Consider the following 17,884-nt stretch of genomic DNA (forward strand, 5'->3'; position numbering starts at 1 on the left):
GAGCGTCCAAGATGATTCGTTCTCTACAACACGTAGGCGTGACTGTTCCGGATCTGGAAGTGGGTCGCTCCTTCTACGAAGCTGTCGGGCTCGAAGCCCGCATGGCCGGTGATCATTTGGTGTTGCGCTGTAAGGGGCGCGCCCAGGATCAAGTGCGACTGATGCCCGGCACCACAAAGCGCCTGAGTTATATCTCGTTTGGTACCGATGCAGAGGGCCTGCAGACTATTCGAGAAAGCCTGAGCTACCACGGTGTGGTCATCCATCCGGCACCGTTTGATATCGGGCAAGACGGATTGTGGTTTCGTGATCCGTCCGGCGATTGGGTTCACGTAACCGACGCCGACTCCATGCCGTTAGCTCCTTTGCCGACGCCAGAGTCGAACACCCCGGGCCGTTACCGCCGCATCGGTCAGCGCGGGTGCACACCGTCCTCGAAGTTGCGTCGAGTGACACCGTTGCGCTTGGGTCACTTGATCAAATTTACCCCCGATGTGGATCGTTCGATTGATTTCTATACCCGGGTGCTAGGGATGAAAGTCTCTGATCGCGCGGGGGACAAGATAGCCTTTCTGCGGTGTGGCTGTGGCGGTGATCACCATGTACTGGGCCTGGCCAAGAGCAGTCATAGCGGCCTGCACCATCTCAGTTTTGAGGTGATGGGTATTGATGAGATCGAATTGGGCGCTCAACACCTGATGAGCCTGGGCTATGAAAGCGCATTTGGCCTGGGCCGGCATGTGGCCGGCTCCAACTACTTTCATTACATCCGCGACCCTTGGGACAGCATGGTCGAATACTTCTGGGACATCGATGTCATTCCTGAAGATGACAGCGAATGGCTGGCTATCGACGGGGCACCACCAGACCTGATCGCCGTGTGGGCAACCAATCCACCTCCTGAGTCGTTCATTCAGAACTTCGAGGCGGCGCGTGATGAGTGACAGCTCTGCGACCAAGGAACTGCTGGCAGGGATGTTGAACAAGCCGCTGTTCGTGGTCATGCGTACGCCACGGGATCTGACCCGCGTACCAGAGCTGCTGGACGCCCACTTGAAGTGGGCGATTCTGGCGCAGCAACGCGGCGAGTTGTTTGCTTCCGGACCCTTTGTCTCGGATCAGACCTTTCCCGGTGAGCTGGGTGGCATGAGCATTCTGCGTGCGGCGGATCAAGCCGAAGCGCTGCGCATCGTCCAGTCAGATCCCTTTATTGCCCACGGTGTTTATGACGTAGAGGTACGCAAGTGGTTGCTCATGGAAGGCGGCCTCACGCTTCACGTCAGTTTTTCCAACCAACGCTTTTCGCTCCTGTGATGGTGGCCCCATGAAGTATCAGCTTTTCACCTATCGGACGGATGTCCAGTCAAACGCTACCGGCCTGCTGGTTGGCGATTACGCCTATGATCTTGGTCAGCTTGTGGCCAAGGCCGGCTTTGAGTTGCCGACAGCTTCCATCGATACATTGCTCGAGAGCTGGGAGACGTCCAATCCGCAGCTGCAAAAGCTTGCAGTGGCAGTGTTTGAAGCGCCAGCGTTCTATGAGTCGCAGCGGCTTGATCTTGCCACTTTGCACTTTGCTCCGTTTCTGGAACGTCCAGGCACGATCTATTGCGCGGGAGCAAACTATCGTGACCATGTCGAAGCCATGGCCCGCGCGTTCAACATGAAACTGTCGCTGGATCCGCGCAGCGAGGGCATTGCCCCATGGCATTTCATCAAGCCCGGCCGCGGCAGTCTGTTAGCACACAAGCAAGCGGTGGACATTCCCGAAGGTGTCCGCATGCTCGATTGGGAAGCCGAGTTGGCGGTGGTGATCGGCAAGAGAGCGTCGCGCGTCTCCATTGAAGAGGCACTCGACTATGTGGCGGGTTACACCTGCGCCAATGACCTGTCCGCGCGTGATCGACTGCGTCGCGAGCAAGTCGATCCGAGCTCGCCGTTTCGCTTTGACTGGATTGGCCACAAATGCTTCACGGGTTCTTGCCCATTGGGCCCGTACCTGACGCCGGCACAATTTGTGAAAGACCCCGAGAACTTGAATATCAAGCTGTCGAGGAACGGTGCGTGGGTACAGGATTCCAATACCCGCAACCATATGTACGGCGTTGCAGAGCAGATTTCCTATCTGAGCCAGACCATCGACCTGTTTCCCGGCGATGTCCTGTTGACGGGAACCCCGGCGGGCGTGGGCATGGAAAGCCATACGTTCCTGGACCGCGGTGATGTTTTGAAAGTCTGCATCGAAGGGCTCGGCGAGCTGGAAACCACTATTCGCTAATACCGTGCTGACGGCCGGGCAATCAGTGCTCGGTCGTTGAATAACTCAACTGTTTGCAGCGTCATGACAAATGACGGTGTGCATCGCTGCACCTGAAATTTGCCTGCCGTTGTTAAGTAGCGCTAACGCTGAAAGTTTCAAAAAAACTCTCTTCCGTCATACAAAAATAATAATGGTACATGAGATGAGCACACTAAGATCACATACCCGGTACGCGTCAAATGCCTGCATCAGTGCTCTGTGCATGGGTCTTCTTTGCGTTCCGCTTGCCCAGGCAACAGAGGGCGGCGGCAGTTCATACCCACTAGGTGTGAATACGGTCGGCGCGGGAAAGATGCCACCCCCAGGCTTTACCGAGTTCTTCTACTTGTCCGACTACAGTGCGAACAAAACGCTGGACGGCGAGGGCGATAAAAAACAAGGTATTCACAACTTTGACCTTAACGTCCAGGCACTGTCGATACGCGTGGATTACGTCTATCAGGACTTCTCGATACTGGGTGCCAAGCTGGCCAGTCGCCTTGCCTTGCCCTTGATCAAGGGTGACATCAGTTTTGATGTCGATACTCCTCGTGGTCGCGTTCATCGCAGCGACCATCAAGAAGGTGTCGGCGATCTGACGGTGGTTCCATTTGTATTGGGTTGGAGCTCTCCACGGTACCACCAGTTACTCGGTCTGGATGTGTTTGTGCCCATTGGGTCCTATGACAAGGACCGCCTGTTCAACCCGGGTCGAAACACATGGGCTTATGGGCCCTGGTATTCATTTACCGCCTATCCGCTTGAGAATCTGGAAGTCAGCGCCAAGCTCATCTACATGATCAATGGCGAGAACTCCGAAACCAACTATCGCTCCGGCCGTGAGTTCAACGCCGACTACAACATCGGCTACAACATCACCCGCGAATGGCAGGTAGGCGTGAACGGCTACCTGTACAAGCAGGTCAGCGATGATGAGAAAAATGGCCAGACCTACCTGGATGGTAACCGTGGTCAGGTCGCCGCGATCGGCCCCGCGATCAAATACCAGACCCCGGCAATCGGGTTTGTCATGAAATGGCAGCACGAGACGAAGGTCGAGAACCGAGCCGAAGGTGATCGTATCTGGCTGCAGGCCGTTTACCGATTCTGAACGTCACCTCCTCCAAGGGAAGCCATAAACAACGTGGCGGCCCTTGAACAAAACATCACTGTCCAATAATTAAAACCAGGTGAAACCATGACTGGAATATCCAAGTGGCACGTACTGATCGGTGGATTTATCGCCTACCTTTTTGATGCAATGGAGATCATCCTGCTGACGCTCGCACTGCCGGTTATCCGCCAGGACCTGGGTTTCAGCCTCCATGAGGTGGGTGCGTTGGCCAGCGCTACATTGCTGGGTATTGGTGTGAGTGGCGTTGCCACAGGCTGGTACTCCGACAACTTCGGCCGGCGCAAGGCATTGATCGCATCGCTGGCGATCTTCGGTGCACTGACCTGTGTCTTTGCATTCGCTCATGATCTCTACGTAATGGCGGGCCTGAGGTTTGTCTCTGGTCTTGGGCTTGGCGGGGTATGGACGATCCTCTCGGCTTATATCGTTGAAACGTGGCCGCCCAAGCAACGCGCCAGAGCCATATCCTTCGTGATCAGTGCCTTCCCGATTGGCGCCATCGCGGCTGCCCTGGCGGCGAAGTTCATGCTGCCGGAATGGCGTTTGATGTTTTTCGTGTCCGGCGCCGCGGTGATATTGCCGATCATTTATGTGTATTTTCTGATTCCGGAATCGCCGGCCTGGAAGGCTCAGCGCGATACTCAGGGCACTGCTGCGCAGCGGATATCGGTCAGGGAGATTTTTTCGCCTGAGCTACTTCGTTACACCCTGCTGGGGTCTCTTGCTGCCAGCTTTGCATTGCTTGGCTCCTGGGGCGTCAGCACGTGGCTGCCCACCTACCTGATACAGGACCGTGGTTTGACTGTGGCGTCGATGACCAGCTTTATGGCGGTACTCCATCTCGGGAATTTCTTTGGCCTGAACGTATTCGGTTTCATCGCCGACCGCATTGGCAAGCGGCTTACGATTGTCATATCGCTGTTGCTGACATCCATGATGGCGCTGGTCTATGTCTATACCACCCAGACCCAATCGCTGATCTGGATCGGGGCGGGGTACGCATTTTTCATGGTGTTCGCAGGGTTGTTCGGTTCTTACTTCAGCGAGATGTACCCGATCCGGGTGCGAACGCTGGGGGCGGGCTTCTGTTTCAACATGGGCCGAGGGTTGGCGGCTTTTGCCCCCGTGCTGCTCAGTGGCATTGCCAGCTTTTATAGCCTGGCAGCGGGATTGATCGTCTGCGCCGGCTTCTACGTCATCTCCGCAGTGTTCGTGATCTCCATGCCAAGGAATAAAACAGTGGGCGAGATGAGTACTCAGGCCACCGCTTCAGACATAGCCAAGGAGGCCATCGGTTGACCTGACTCGTGGGTGACAATGCCTCGTATCTACGGATACGGGGCATTTTTTTTTGCTCCCGAAAAGGCTGATATCTCTATAAGAAATTCAGATAGTGCTAATAACTAATATTTGCTTCTTTTATTTATTGAGCAACGGGAAGATGAATCCCAGACAACAATAAATAAGAGGACATCCCTCATGATCAACCTGCATGACATTCGATACATACGGTTGGGTACCGCGAATCTGGACGAAGCACGTCGCTACGCCACTCAGGTTCTCGGACTGCAGGTCGCCCGAGAAGCCAACGGCGCGGTGTACTTCCGATCGGACAGTCGCGACCACACGCTCTGCTATTACGAGGGCGATCCGCAGGAAACCACGACAGCGTTCGAGGTCAGGACAGCGCAAGACCTGGAAGACGCCGCGGTGTTGCTGGAGCGTCATGAATTCGACGTGCAGCATGGCTCGCGTGCAGACGCTGAAGTGCGCTATGTCGATGACTTCATTCGCTTCAAGGATCCCAGCGGCAACAACATCGAACTGGTCTTGCGTCCCCAAGCCAGCGGACGACGCTATTTCCCTAGTCGCGATGCCGGCATCACCGGTTTCAGCCACATTGGCTTGCGCACCCTGAATGCCCGGCGTGACGAGCTGTTCTGGACTCAGCTCGCAAACGCCAGGGTCAGTGACCGAATTGGCGAGGCGCCCCTACTGCGCATCGACGAGGTCCATCACAAGATCGCGTTGTTCCCTTCGTCCCATCCCGGTGTGCAACACATCAACCACCAGGTGGAAACCGTCGATGACTTGATGCGCGCCTATTACTTCCTGGTTGAGCGGGGCATACGCATCCTCTTCGGTCCGGGCCGCCACCCCACCTCGGGCGCGATGTTCCTCTACTTCGAGGGACCTGACGGTATGACCTACGAATACTCGACAGGGGTCAGCCTGATCTCTCCAGAGAATGATGCAAGCCACCAGCCTCGGCAGTTTCCGGCGGAGGGTGCGGGATTCTGCGCGTGGGGTGCGAAGCCTGACATTCCGGAGTTCAAATCGTGAGTCGCTTGCCAACCCCCAGCCGCGAACAGCAATCGCAAGTGCGCGTGGCCGCGCGCGCCTTGTCCCGCGCCGGTCTGGTGCACGCCTACGGGCACTGCAGCCTGCGGCTGGATGAGGAGCACTTTTTGGTTTGCGCCGCGCAACCGATGGGTTTGATCCGGCCGGGCGAGCCAGGCGTTGTGGTCCCGATCAAAGGTGAGTTGCCCGAGGGTGTGCTGGGTGAGGTCCGCATCCACCAGCAAATATACCGTCGCCGTCAGGATGCCCATGCGGTGATCCGCAGCATGCCTGCCCAGATCATGACCCTGTCGTGTGCAAGGCTGACACCTCAACCTCGCCATGGAATGGGCAGCTATTTCCAGGTGCCAATCCCGTTGTGGGACGACCCGCAGTTGCTGCGCAGTGACGAGCAGGCCCGCAGCCTGGCCAATCAATTAGGACAGGGCAACGCCCTGGTCATGCGTGGCAACGGCGCCATCGTCGTTGGCGCGTCACTGATCGAAGCGTTGACGCTGACCTGGTACCTGGAAGACGCCGCGCGGATTGAATTGCAACTGCACAGCGCAGGTCTTGCCGCTCAAGGGCCGGTACTCGACGCGCAAAGCTGCGCGCAACGGGCTGTCACCAGCGGCCGAATCTACGAACGCATGTGGGAATACCTGACGGCGGGCGATCCCGAAGCCAGCGTTCCAACACTCTAAAACAAGAAGGAATACCTTATGCCTGCTAAAGAATTCCGCCATTTCATCAATGGTGAATGGGTGAGTAGCGCCCGTACCTTCGAAAACCGAAACCCTGCCGATAACAGCCTGATCGGCTTGGTGCATGAGGCCGGCAAGACTGAAGTCGACGCCGCCGTGCGAGCTGCGCAAGCGGCATTGAAAGGCCCGTGGGGCAGCATGACCGTCGCCCAGCGAACGGCGCTGTTGCACAAGGTGGCCGATGGCATCGAACGTCGCCATGACGAGTTTGTGGCTGCCGAAGTAGCCGATACCGGTAAACCCCGCGCGCTCGCCGGGCATTTGGACATTCCCCGTGGTGCGGCCAACTTCAAGGTGTTCGCCGACCTGATCAAGAATGTGCCGACCGAAAGTTTCGTGATGGATACGCCTGACGGTGGCAAGGCTGTGAACTACAGCGTGCGGGCACCCCGTGGCGTCATCGCCGTTGTTTGCCCCTGGAATCTGCCGCTGTTGCTGATGACCTGGAAGGTCGGACCGGCCCTGGCCTGCGGCAATACTGTGGTGGTCAAACCTTCCGAAGAGACACCGGCCACCGCCACGCTGCTCGCCGAAGTCATGAACGAAGCCGGCGTGCCACCCGGTGTGTACAACGTGGTGCATGGCTTCGGCGGCGACTCGGCCGGCGCGTTCCTCACCGCTCACCCAGAGGTTAATGGTGTCACCTTCACCGGTGAAACCGGCACGGGCGAGATCATCATGAAGGCCGCGGCCAAAGGTATCCGCCCGGTTTCGCTGGAGCTGGGCGGCAAGAACGCCGGCATCGTTTTCGCCGATGCGGACCTGGAAAAGGCCGTCAAGGGGTTGGGGCGCGCTGTGTTCGAGAACAGCGGTCAGGTGTGCCTGGGAACCGAGCGCATCTACGTGCAGCGTCCGCTGTTCGAGCGGTTCGTCGCTGCCTTTAAGGCCCACGCCGAAGGCATCAAGGTGGGTGATCCCAATCAGCACGACAGCACCATGGGGCCGGTGATCTCGCTCGGTCACCGCGAGAAGATTCTTTCCTATTGCCGTCAGGCTGTCGCCGATGGTGCCACGGTGGTCCACGGCGGTGGCATTGCACAGGTGCCGGAGCACCTGGCCGAAGGGGCCTGGTTCGAGCCGACGATCTGGACCGGCCTTGCGGAAACCTCGGCCGTAGTGCGCGAGGAAATCTTCGGCCCGGTTTGCCACATCGCACCCTTTGATACCGAAGAAGAAGTCGTCCGCCTGGCTAACGATACCCCCTATGGACTCGCCGCCAGCGTGTGGACCTCCAACCTGCAGGTCGCCCATCGTTTGGGCAGCGCGCTGGACGTGGGCGTCTGCTGGATCAATTCGTGGTTCCTGCGCGACCTGCGTACCGCCTTCGGCGGCGCCAAGCAGTCGGGTATTGGCCGTGAGGGGGGCGTGCATTCGCTTGAGTTCTACACCGAGCTGCGCAACGTCTGCGTGCGGCTGTAAGGAGCCATCTATGAATAAGCAAGAAATCCACGTTCTCGGCCAGCAACTGCATCAGGCCCTCAGCAACGGCCAGGCTGTGGCGCCGTTGACCGACACCTATCCGGACATGACCCTGGAGCAGGCCTATCAAGTACAGCTGGCAATGATCCAGCCACGCCTTGACGACGGCCAGAGGGTCATCGGAAAAAAGATCGGCGTCACCAGCAAAGTGGTCATGGACATGCTCGGCGTCGATCAACCGGACTTCGGTCATCTGCTCTCGGACATGCTCTATGCCGACGGCGCCGCCATCGCCATCGATGGTTTGATCGCACCCAAGGCCGAAGGCGAAATCGCCTTCGTGCTCAAGGAAGATCTGCACGGCCCGGGCATTACCGTAGCCGATGTACTGCGCGCCACAGCTTACGTGATGCCGTGCTTTGAGATTGTCGATTCGCGCATCCGTGACTGGAAAATCCGCATCCAGGACACCGTCGCCGACAACGCCTCCGCCGGGGCTTTCGTCCTGGGCGGGCAGGGCGTGGCCCCGCGTGACGTCGACCTGGCCTGTGTCGGCATGACCCTGGAAAAGAACGGCGAAGTGGTCGCGACCGGCGCGGGTGCCGCAGCCCTCGGCCACCCGGCTAATGCCGTGGCCTGGCTGGCCAACAAGCTCGGCCAGCTTGGCATCGGACTCAACAAGGGCGAAGTCATTCTCTCCGGCTCGCTGGCCGCCATGGTGCCGGTCAAGGCCGGTGATCAATTACGCATCAGCTTGGGCGGCATCGGCTCGGCCTCCGTTCGTTTTGTTTGAAGGAAACCCTTATGAATCTCTCTGCAGCAACTATCGCCCAACTGGCTGAACACCTGGAAAACGCCGAGCTCAACCGTGAGCCGGTGGCCAAGATCACCGACGCCCACCCGGACATGGACTGGGAAGACGCCTACGCCATCCAGGACGCCATTCGCCAGCGCAAGGAGTCCCGTGGTGTACGAATCGCCGGTCTGAAAATGGGCCTGACTTCTTTCGCGAAGATGAAGCAGATGGGGGTCACTGACCCGATCCACGGCTTCCTCACGGACTACGGTTCTTGCCTGGACGGCTCGGCTATCGATGTCGACGGGCTGATCCATCCCAAGGTTGAAGCCGAGATCGCCTTCGTCCTCAAGTATCCGCTCAAGGGCCCGGGCATCCATGTTGGCGACGTATTGGCTGCCACTGATTTCATCCTGCCGGCGGTCGAAGTGATTGACTCGCGTTACGAGAACTTCCGTTTCGATCTCAAGAGCGTGATTGCCGACAACACCTCTTCGGCCCGCTTCGTCACTGGCGGACAAATGTGCGGCGTGCAGGGCATCGATCTCAAATGCCTGGGCGTGGTGCTGGAGAAGAACGGCGAAGTGGTCGCGACCGGTGCCGGCGCTGCGGTGCTTGGCCACCCGGCGCAGAGCGTCGCCATGCTGGCCAACATGCTCGGTGCCAAGGGGCGTGAACTGCCGGCGGGCTGTTTCATCATGACCGGTGGCATCACCGAGGCCATTGCCGTTGCTGCCGGGGACAACATCACCGTGCGCTACCAGCATTTGGGCAGCGTCTCCATGCGCTTCACCTCGTCCAGCCAGCGTTGATCCGGAGCTATCGACCATGCCTATCGCCATGATCCACCTCGCCGAGGGCCGCAGTGAAGAGAAGAAGCATGCACTGTTGGTCAACGTCACCCAGGCCATCGCGCAAAGCCTCGATGTGTCCGTAGAAAGCGTACGCGTGCTGCTTCAAGAGATTCCCGAAACCCAGTGGGCCGCAGGTGGCAAGACCCTTGCCGAACGCCGGCGTGGTAACGCCTGATCCCCAGGCAGCGTGCAATGACAGGACAATAACAATGAGCAATCCAATCAGCGTCGCCATCATCGGCTCGGGCAACATCGGCACTGACCTGATGATCAAGATTTTGCGTCACGGCAAGCACCTGAAAATGGCCGCCATGGTAGGTATCGATCCGGCTTCCGACGGCCTGGCCCGCGCCGAACGCATGGGAGTAGCCGTGACCCATGAAGGCGTTGAAGGCCTGACCCGTATGGACGTCTTCAAGGACATCGAATTCGTCTTCGATGCCACCTCGGCCGGCGCCCATGTGAAGAACGACGCCTTCCTGCGCTCGATCAAACCCGGCATTCGCCTGATCGACCTGACGCCCGCGGCCATCGGCCCGTACTGCGTGCCGGTGGTCAATCTGGAGCAGAATCTCGGCCAACTCAACGTCAACATGGTCACCTGCGGTGGCCAGGCGACCATCCCGATGGTCGCGGCGGTATCGCGAGTGGCCAAGGTGCACTACGCCGAAATCGTCGCCTCGATCGCCAGCAAATCCGCTGGCCCTGGCACTCGTGCCAACATCGACGAATTCACCGAAACCACCTCCAAGGCTATCGAAGCGATCGGTGGCGCAGCCAAGGGCAAGGCGATCATCGTGATGAACCCGGCCGAACCGCCGCTGATGATGCGTGACACGGTGTTTGTGCTGTCCGAAGCCGCTGATCAGACACTGGTCGAGGCCTCCATCGAAGAGATGGCAGCCGCCGTACAGGCCTATGTGCCGGGCTATCGCCTCAAGCAAAAAGTCCAGTTCGACGTCATCCCTGAAGACGCACCACTGAACATACCGGGTCTTGGCAAGTTCTCCGGTCTCAAGACCTCAGTGTTCCTCGAAGTCGAAGGCGCCGCCCACTACCTGCCAGCCTATGCCGGCAACCTCGACATCATGACTTCCGCTGCCTTGGCCACCGCCGAGCGCATGGCGCAGTCGATGCTCAACGCCTGAGGAGACCGACATGACTTTCAATCCCGGCAAAAAACTCTACATCTCCGACGTCACCCTGCGCGACGGCAGCCACGCGATTCGTCACCAGTATTCGCTGCAGAACGTGCAGGACATCGCCCGCGCCTTGGACAAAGCCAAGGTCGATTCGATCGAAGTGGCGCACGGTGATGGCCTGCAAGGGTCGAGCTTCAACTACGGCTTCGCCGCCCACACCGATCTGGAATGGATCGAAGCCGCCGCCGACGTGATCAACCACGCCAAGATCACTACCTTGTTGTTGCCCGGCATCGGCACCGTGCATGACCTGAAAGCAGCCTACAACGCCGGTGCCCGGGTGGTGCGCATCGCCACCCATTGCACCGAGGCCGATGTGTCGAAACAGCACATCGAATATGCCCGCGAGCTGGGCATGGACACCGTCGGTTTCCTGATGATGAGCCACATGATTCCGGCCGAGCAGTTGGCCGCCCAAGCCAAGTTGATGGAGAGCTACGGCGCGACCTGCGTGTACATGGCCGACTCCGGTGGGGCGATGAACATGCAGGACATCCGCGAACGTTTCCGTGCGTTCAAGGCGGTACTCAAGCCGGAAACCGAAACCGGCATGCACGCCCACCACAACTTAAGCCTGGGCGTGGCCAACTCCATCGTCGCGGTGGAAGAGGGCTGTGACCGCATTGACGCCAGCCTGGCTGGCATGGGGGCGGGGGCGGGCAACGCGCCATTGGAGGTGTTCATCGCTGCCGCCGAGCGACTGGGCTGGAATCATGGCACCGACCTCTACACCTTGATGGATGCCGCCGATGACATCATCCGTCCGCTGCAGGACCGCCCGGTGCGGGTAGATCGCGAGACGCTGGCGCTGGGTTATGCCGGCGTCTACTCAAGCTTCCTGCGTCATGCCGAAGCGGCGGCCCAGCGCTACGGGTTGCGTACCGTCGACATCCTGGTCGAATTGGGGCGGCGAAAAATGGTCGGTGGGCAAGAGGACATGATCGTCGATGTGGCACTGGACCTGACACGACGTTGAGTTATCCACGCGTCCGCATAACATTCAAGAATTCCGGTTTTACTGCACTTGCCGGTCGAAGCCCACGACGCTTTGCTGGCAAGTGCAGTGTTTTGGTTTCTGAATATCAGTCAGGGCGCTGTGATGAAAGATCTAAATCTGCTCTATACCTTTGAGGCGTTGTGGCGAGACCACTCCGCTTCAATTGCGGCGCAGAATCTGGGTGTGACGCAGGCAGCCGTCTGCGGGTCGCTCAAGCGGTTACGAAACGACTATGGTGACAGGTTGTTTACGCTGGTAGGTCGCCGAATGGAACCTACACCATTTTGTGTCCACATCGCGCCGCGACTGTTGGCCTCCCTTGCGATGGTCAGGGAAGCTGGAAGCCAAATGCCGGTGTTTGATCCGAAAAGTTGTGAAAAGACATTTACCATCAGAATGCGCAACGTTGGCGAAGTCGTTAGGTTCCCCGCCATCGTAAGCGAATTGTCCAAAGTTGCACCTCAAGCGCGGATACATGATTTTAGAGGAGAGTGAAATGCTCAAGGCTTCAGACGTCGTAGTGCAGTGCCTCGAGAACGAGGGCGTAGAGTTCGTGTTCGGGATTCCTGGTGAAGAGAACCTGGATTTACTTGAATCACTCAGGCGCTCCAACATCCGTCTCGTTCTCACTCGGCATGAGCAATCGGCTGGTTTCATGGCGGCAACCTATGGCCGGTTAACCGGCAAAACGGGAGTCAGCTTATCGACCCTTGGCCCTGGCGCTACGAACCTGGTCACTGCTGGCGCCTATGCCTACTTGGGTGGAATGCCAATGCTCATGATTACCGGGCAGAAGCCAATCAAAAAGTCCAAGCAGGGCCGTTTCCAGATTCTTGATGTTGTTGGGATGATGCAACCGCTGACCAAGTACACCCACCAGTTGGCGTCCGCTGACAACATTCCCTCGCGTGTGCGTGAAGCCTTCCGCCTTGCTGAGGAAGAGAAGCCCGGAGCGGTTCATCTTGAACTTCCCGAGGACATCGCCGCGGAGCAGACCGAAAGCCGGCCAATTCCTCCGAGCCTGCATCGTCGTCCGCTGGCCGAACACAAGGCCATCGAGGCCGCAGTCGAGAAATTGCAGACAGCCCGTAGCCCGATCCTGGTGATTGGTGCCGGCGCCAATCGCAAGATGACTGCCAAGGTACTCAAGCAACTGATCGACAAGACCGGCATCCCTTTTGTCACCACTCAGATGGGCAAAGGTGTGGTAGATGAGCGTCATCCACGCTTCCTTGGCAATGCCGCACTGTCTTCCGGCGACTTCGTGCACCGTGCTGTCGAGGCGGCTGATCTGATCGTAAACATTGGCCACGACGTGATTGAGAAACCGCCATTTTTCATGGTCCGTGGCGGCACCGAAGTCATCCACATCAACTTCCGCTCCGCCGAAGTCGATCCGGTGTACTTCCCACAGGTCGAAGTGATCGGCGATATCGCCAATGCTGTTTGGCAGATCGGCGAAGCCTTGAATGACACTTCACACTGGGACTTCACCCGCCTTATGACGATCCGTGAATCCAACGAGGCCCAAGTGATCGAGGGCGCGGACGACAACCGTTTCCCGATCTACCCGCAGCGCTTTGTCGCCGACGTACGTCGTGCCTTGCCCTCCGAAGGCATCGTGGCTCTGGATAACGGCATCTACAAAATCTGGTTCGCGCGCAACTACAAGGCACATAAACCCAACACCGTACTGTTAGACAATGCCTTGGCAACGATGGGTGCGGGCCTGCCTTCGGCGATGGCTTCACATTTGGTCTATCCGGATCGTCCTGTGGTAGCTGTGTGCGGTGACGGCGGCTTCATGATGAACAGCCAGGAGCTGGAAACCGCCGTACGTTTGAAGATGAACCTGACGGTCATCATCCTACGCGATGATGGCTACGGCATGATCCGTTGGAAGCAGTCCAACATGGGGTTCACTGATTTTGGTCTGGACTACGGCAACCCGGATTTCGTCATGTATGCGCAAAGCTATGGCGCCAAGGGCCACCGGGTGGAAAGCGCCGAAGAATTCTTGCCGCTACTGCAGCGCTGCATCAGTGAGCCGGGTGTGCACGTTATCGATTGCCCGGTGGATTATTCCGAGAACGATTTCATTCTGAACCATGAGCTTAAAAGACGTAGCGCTTTGGTTTAAGCCAACCCCATTCAGAAAAGGAAACGTCATGCAGCTGAAAGACACTCAGTTGTTCCGCCAGCAAGCCTTCATCGATGGCGCTTGGGTAGATGCGGACAATGGTCAGACGATCAAGGTCAACAACCCGGCAACGGGCGAAATTCTGGGCACCGTACCGAAAATGGGCGCTGCCGAAACCCGCCGTGCGATCGAAGCCGCTGACAAAGCGCTGCCGGCCTGGCGTGCACTGACCGCCAAGGACCGTGCGAACAAGCTGCGTCGCTGGTTCGAACTGATCATCGAGAACCAGGACGACCTGGCTCGCCTGATGACCCTGGAACAAGGCAAGCCATTGGCCGAAGCCAAGGGCGAAATCGTTTACGCCGCTTCCTTCATCGAGTGGTTCGCCGAAGAAGCCAAGCGCATCTACGGTGACGTGATTCCGGGCCACCAGCCAGACAAGCGCCTGATCGTGATCAAGCAGCCAATCGGCGTGACCGCAGCAATCACCCCGTGGAACTTCCCGGCCGCGATGATCACCCGTAAAGCCGGCCCGGCCCTGGCCGCCGGTTGCACCATGGTGCTCAAGCCTGCTTCGCAAACTCCGTTTTCCGCATTCGCTTTGGCTGAGCTGGCCCAGCGTGCCGGCATTCCAGCCGGTGTGTTCAGCGTTGTTTCCGGCAGCGCCGGCGACATCGGCAGCGAGCTGACCAGCAACCCGATCGTGCGCAAATTGTCCTTCACGGGCTCGACCGAAATCGGTCGTCAGCTGATGGCTGAATGCGCTAAGGACATCAAGAAAGTGTCCCTGGAACTGGGCGGCAACGCGCCGTTCATCGTGTTCGACGACGCGGACCTGGATAAGGCCGTCGAAGGCGCGATCATTTCCAAGTACCGCAACAACGGTCAGACCTGTGTCTGCGCCAACCGTCTGTACATTCAGGATTCGGTCTACGACGCGTTCGCCGAGAAGCTGAAAGTGGCCGTGGCCAAACTCAAGATCGGTAACGGTCTGGAAGCAGGCACCACCACTGGCCCGCTGATCGACGAAAAAGCCGTGGCCAAGGTGCAAGAGCACATCGCCGACGCGATCAGCAAAGGCGCAACCGTGCTGGCCGGTGGCAAGGTCATGGAAGGCAACTTCTTCGAGCCGACCATCCTGACCAATGTGCCGAACAACGCGGCCGTAGCCAAGGAAGAAACCTTTGGCCCACTGGCTCCACTGTTCCGCTTCAAAGACGAAGCCGAGGTGATCGCGATGTCCAACGACACCGAGTTCGGTCTGGCTTCGTACTTCTATGCTCGCGACCTGGGCCGTGTATTCCGCGTGGCGGAAGCCCTGGAATACGGCATGGTCGGCGTCAACACCGGGTTGATCTCCAACGAAGTCGCGCCGTTCGGCGGCATCAAGGCCTCGGGCCTGGGCCGTGAAGGCTCCAAGTACGGCATCGAAGACTATCTGGAAATCAAGTATCTGTGTTTGAGCGTGTAATAGGTTTTCAACCTTATTAGTCTGATTGACTGAAAGGAATGGGGCCGGCGAGTCCGGCTCCGATTTTTTCTTCTGTCCTTTCATATCACTGAAGTTATCGCTCTGCGGCTATCCATGCCCACCACAACCTGAGCCTGGGGGTTGCCAACACCATCGCCGCGGTGGACAGGGCTGTGATCGCGTTGACGCCAGCCTGGCTGGAATGGGGGCCGGTGCAGGCAACGCGCCGCTGGAGGTGTTCATCGCCGCGGCCGAGCGACTGGGCTGGAACCATGGCACCGATCTCTACACCCTGATGGATGCCGCCGATGACATCGTCCGCCCGCTGCAGGACCGGCCGGTACGGGTAGATCGCGAGACGCTGGCGCTGGGGTATGCCGGCGTTTACTCCAGCTTCCTGCGTCATGCCGAAGCGGCGGCCCAGCGCTATGGGTTGCGTACCGTCGACATCCTGGTCGAATTGGGTCGGCGGAAAATGATCGGTGGGCAAGAGGACATGATCGTCGATGTGGTGCTGGATTTGACCCGCCGCTGATTGGTGCAACAGCGCAACAGTCTTTGGTGGTTTTACGGGATTCCCGATCGTTGCCCCGGTAAATACAGTAAGTGGCATTACAAAACGAGAGTGTGGATATGAGCAACCTTGACGACCGGAACATCATTGTCACTGGCGCCTCAGGCGGTATTGGCCGTGCCTCTGCACTGGCTTTTGCCAAAGCGGGCGCCAGAGTTGTGCTGCTTGATCGCGATGCCCTAGGCATCGAAGAAACCGCCAGCGTTGTCACGGCTGCCGGTGGCAAGGCTTATTCAATCATCTGCGACGTTACCGACGAAGACGCTGTGGCCGCAGCAGTCGATGATGTCGTCACTCGATTTGGCCGTCTGCATGGCGCGTTCAACAATGCAGGGGTCGAGCAAAGCAATTTGCCTCTGCATGAAATTTCGTCTGCGGCGTGGGATCGCATTATCCGCATCGACCTGACCGGTGTTTTCTACTGCATGAAGCATCAGATCCGGGCCATGTTGAACAGTGGCGGTGGCGCCATCGTGAACACCGCTTCGTCCCTGGGCTCGGTAGCGATTGCCGCTGCCTCGGACTATATCGCTGCCAAGCATGGGGTGGTCGGTTTGACCAAGGCTGCGGCCGTCGACTATGGCACCCTCAACATCCGGGTTAACGCAATCATGCCAGGGATCATCGAAACGCCAATGATCGTGCGTGCGAGCGAAGAGCCCAATTTTGCCAAACAGTTCGCTGCATTGCGCGAACGACACCCTATCGGTCGTTTCGGAAAACCGGAAGAAATCGCCAAGGCTGCGCTATGGCTGCTGTCCGATGACGCCAGTTTTGTGACCGGTACGGCAATGGCCGTAGACGGTGGTTATCTCACCGTTTGAGACCCCCTGACAGACTGTCCCTGACACTCGACAGGGAGTCGGTCACTTTTGAACCTGAAACCTCGGAGTACCCCCATGATCAATGTAAGTCGTCGCTTGAAAGTCAATGCCCCTGAGGAGTCGGGCGGTGTGAACCTGAACCGCAACCAGATATGGGAAGGGTTGGTGAGCAAGGCTCGCAATGCGGTGCCGTTCGTTGATGCCATTACCGAATGTAATGTCGTTGAGGACCAGGGCAATACCTTTATCCGCGAAGTGGTGCTTTACGGTGAGCGCCTTCAGGAAATGGTCCTTCTTACTGAAGAGCAGCAAGTCGAGTTCGTGCGCCTCTCCGGTAATGCCCGTGGTCTGATCAAGAACGTCATCGAGGAAGAGGATGGCGAATTGTTCCTGCGCTTCTCCTTCGATTTCTCCCTGCCGGGCGTACCAGCGGGCAGCGAGAAGGAAGTCGAGTTCTCAACCGGCATGCAGACGTCCTACCTGAGCGCCGTACGATCCACCCTACAAGCCATCCGTAACAAGGTCAGCAAAGCGGCATAAGATTCACCGCAGCGACCAGAAATGAAAAAACAAAAACAAGAAATGAGGCGTGCAATGAACCATGAATTGACAGGTATGTTTGAAAGTGTCGATCGGATGTCGGTCGAAGGTTTTTTGAGTTATCTGACCGATGACGTCGTGTTTCGGTTTGGCAATTCCCCGGAAGTAGTGGGGAAAGAGGGTGTCAGGGCGGCGATTGAGTCATTTTTTACCCAAATAGCCTCGCTGGAACACATTCTTCAAGGCGTGTGGAGCGAAGGCAACACGACAATCATGCGTTTTGATACCTATTACACCCAGCATGACGGCACGATTATCAATGTTCCTTGTTGTGTCGTTGTTCACTTCAATGCTTCACGATTGATCAATGATTATCGAATACACATTGATATTTCGCCCCTGTACAGCAGCGCATCTGCTGGTAATGTTATCCAAGCGTCTGCATAACCACTCATGAGTGCCAGTTGAGCTGCACTTGCCAGTCGAAGCCCACGCCGCTTTGCTGGCGAGTGCAGTGTTTTGGTTTGAG

At 58.0% G+C, this 17,884-nt stretch carries 19 protein-coding genes and 1 pseudogene; all 20 read left to right on the forward strand.

The window, feature by feature from the left end; all coding sequences use genetic code 11:
• Nucleotides 1-11: 11 nt before the first annotated feature.
• The 20 genes and pseudogenes from ACZ9IM_RS11735 to ACZ9IM_RS11830 all read left to right on the forward strand — a co-directional run bounded on the left by ACZ9IM_RS11735 (nt 12) and on the right by ACZ9IM_RS11830 (nt 17,802).
• Nucleotides 12-944 (forward strand): VOC family protein, encoded by a 933-nt coding sequence (locus ACZ9IM_RS11735; RefSeq protein WP_476223957.1) that lies wholly within the window; start codon nt 12-14, stop codon nt 942-944.
• Complete coding sequence (locus ACZ9IM_RS11740; RefSeq protein WP_427623200.1) at nt 937-1,314, forward strand: YciI family protein; 378 nt, start codon at nt 937-939, stop codon at nt 1,312-1,314. Before ACZ9IM_RS11735 ends, ACZ9IM_RS11740 begins: the two co-directional genes overlap by 8 nt.
• Nucleotides 1,315-1,324: 10 nt before the next feature.
• A complete protein-coding gene (locus ACZ9IM_RS11745; RefSeq protein ID WP_427623201.1) occupies nt 1,325-2,278 on the forward strand; it encodes a fumarylacetoacetate hydrolase family protein in 954 nt (317 codons plus the stop codon).
• Nucleotides 2,279-2,462: 184 nt separating this feature from the next.
• Nucleotides 2,463-3,410, forward strand: coding sequence for a SphA family protein (locus ACZ9IM_RS11750; protein ID WP_427623202.1), 948 nt, complete (start codon nt 2,463-2,465; stop codon nt 3,408-3,410).
• 87 nt (nt 3,411-3,497) lie between these two features.
• Nucleotides 3,498-4,733, forward strand: a complete 1,236-nt coding sequence (locus ACZ9IM_RS11755; protein ID WP_427623204.1) for an MFS transporter — start codon at nt 3,498-3,500, stop codon at nt 4,731-4,733.
• Between the two features lie 180 nt (nt 4,734-4,913).
• A complete protein-coding gene (locus tag ACZ9IM_RS11760; protein WP_476223958.1) occupies nt 4,914-5,777 on the forward strand; it encodes a VOC family protein in 864 nt (287 codons plus the stop codon).
• Nucleotides 5,774-6,478: a class II aldolase/adducin family protein gene (locus ACZ9IM_RS11765; RefSeq protein WP_476223959.1), complete on the forward strand. Its 705-nt coding sequence runs from the start codon at nt 5,774-5,776 to the stop codon at nt 6,476-6,478. The genes ACZ9IM_RS11760 and ACZ9IM_RS11765 overlap by 4 nt, the downstream gene beginning before the upstream one ends.
• Before the next feature lie 18 nt (nt 6,479-6,496).
• Nucleotides 6,497-7,957, forward strand: coding sequence for a 2-hydroxymuconic semialdehyde dehydrogenase (locus ACZ9IM_RS11770; RefSeq protein WP_192408449.1), 1,461 nt, complete (start codon nt 6,497-6,499; stop codon nt 7,955-7,957).
• 10 nt (nt 7,958-7,967) lie between these two features.
• On the forward strand, nt 7,968-8,750 hold the full coding sequence (gene dmpE / locus ACZ9IM_RS11775; RefSeq protein ID WP_476223960.1) for a 2-oxopent-4-enoate hydratase: 783 nt from the start codon (nt 7,968-7,970) through the stop codon (nt 8,748-8,750).
• Nucleotides 8,751-8,761: 11 nt separating this feature from the next.
• The gene (gene dmpH, locus ACZ9IM_RS11780) at nt 8,762-9,565 is read left to right on the forward strand and encodes a 2-oxo-3-hexenedioate decarboxylase (protein WP_008157146.1); all 804 of its coding nucleotides are present in this window, start codon (nt 8,762-8,764) and stop codon (nt 9,563-9,565) included.
• Between the two features lie 16 nt (nt 9,566-9,581).
• Complete coding sequence (locus ACZ9IM_RS11785) at nt 9,582-9,782, forward strand: 2-hydroxymuconate tautomerase family protein (RefSeq protein WP_476223961.1); 201 nt, start codon at nt 9,582-9,584, stop codon at nt 9,780-9,782.
• Nucleotides 9,783-9,816: 34 nt separating this feature from the next.
• Nucleotides 9,817-10,755 (forward strand): acetaldehyde dehydrogenase (acetylating), encoded by a 939-nt coding sequence (locus tag ACZ9IM_RS11790; RefSeq protein ID WP_476223962.1) that lies wholly within the window; start codon nt 9,817-9,819, stop codon nt 10,753-10,755.
• Nucleotides 10,756-10,765: 10 nt separating this feature from the next.
• The gene (gene dmpG, locus ACZ9IM_RS11795; RefSeq protein WP_476223963.1) at nt 10,766-11,785 is read left to right on the forward strand and encodes a 4-hydroxy-2-oxovalerate aldolase; all 1,020 of its coding nucleotides are present in this window, start codon (nt 10,766-10,768) and stop codon (nt 11,783-11,785) included.
• 48 nt (nt 11,786-11,833) lie between these two features.
• Nucleotides 11,834-12,301: a LysR family transcriptional regulator gene (locus tag ACZ9IM_RS11800; RefSeq protein ID WP_476223964.1), complete on the forward strand. Its 468-nt coding sequence runs from the start codon at nt 11,834-11,836 to the stop codon at nt 12,299-12,301.
• 1 nt (nt 12,302) lies between these two features.
• Nucleotides 12,303-13,946 (forward strand): acetolactate synthase large subunit, encoded by a 1,644-nt coding sequence (locus tag ACZ9IM_RS11805; RefSeq protein WP_476224061.1) that lies wholly within the window; start codon nt 12,303-12,305, stop codon nt 13,944-13,946.
• 28 nt (nt 13,947-13,974) lie between these two features.
• Nucleotides 13,975-15,417 (forward strand): NADP-dependent succinate-semialdehyde dehydrogenase, encoded by a 1,443-nt coding sequence (gene gabD, locus ACZ9IM_RS11810; RefSeq protein ID WP_476223965.1) that lies wholly within the window; start codon nt 13,975-13,977, stop codon nt 15,415-15,417.
• A 110-nt stretch (nt 15,418-15,527) separates the two neighbouring features.
• A pseudogene (locus ACZ9IM_RS11815) lies at nt 15,528-15,952 on the forward strand (4-hydroxy-2-oxovalerate aldolase); the annotation flags it as partial.
• Nucleotides 15,953-16,050: 98 nt separating this feature from the next.
• A complete protein-coding gene (locus ACZ9IM_RS11820; RefSeq protein ID WP_476223966.1) occupies nt 16,051-16,815 on the forward strand; it encodes an SDR family oxidoreductase in 765 nt (254 codons plus the stop codon).
• Nucleotides 16,816-16,890: 75 nt separating this feature from the next.
• Nucleotides 16,891-17,355 (forward strand): SRPBCC family protein, encoded by a 465-nt coding sequence (locus ACZ9IM_RS11825; RefSeq protein ID WP_476223967.1) that lies wholly within the window; start codon nt 16,891-16,893, stop codon nt 17,353-17,355.
• 54 nt (nt 17,356-17,409) lie between these two features.
• A complete protein-coding gene (locus ACZ9IM_RS11830; protein ID WP_008018091.1) occupies nt 17,410-17,802 on the forward strand; it encodes a nuclear transport factor 2 family protein in 393 nt (130 codons plus the stop codon).
• Nucleotides 17,803-17,884: the final 82 nt, after the last annotated feature.

The sequence above is a fragment of the Pseudomonas sp. TE12508 genome (assembly GCF_056279485.1).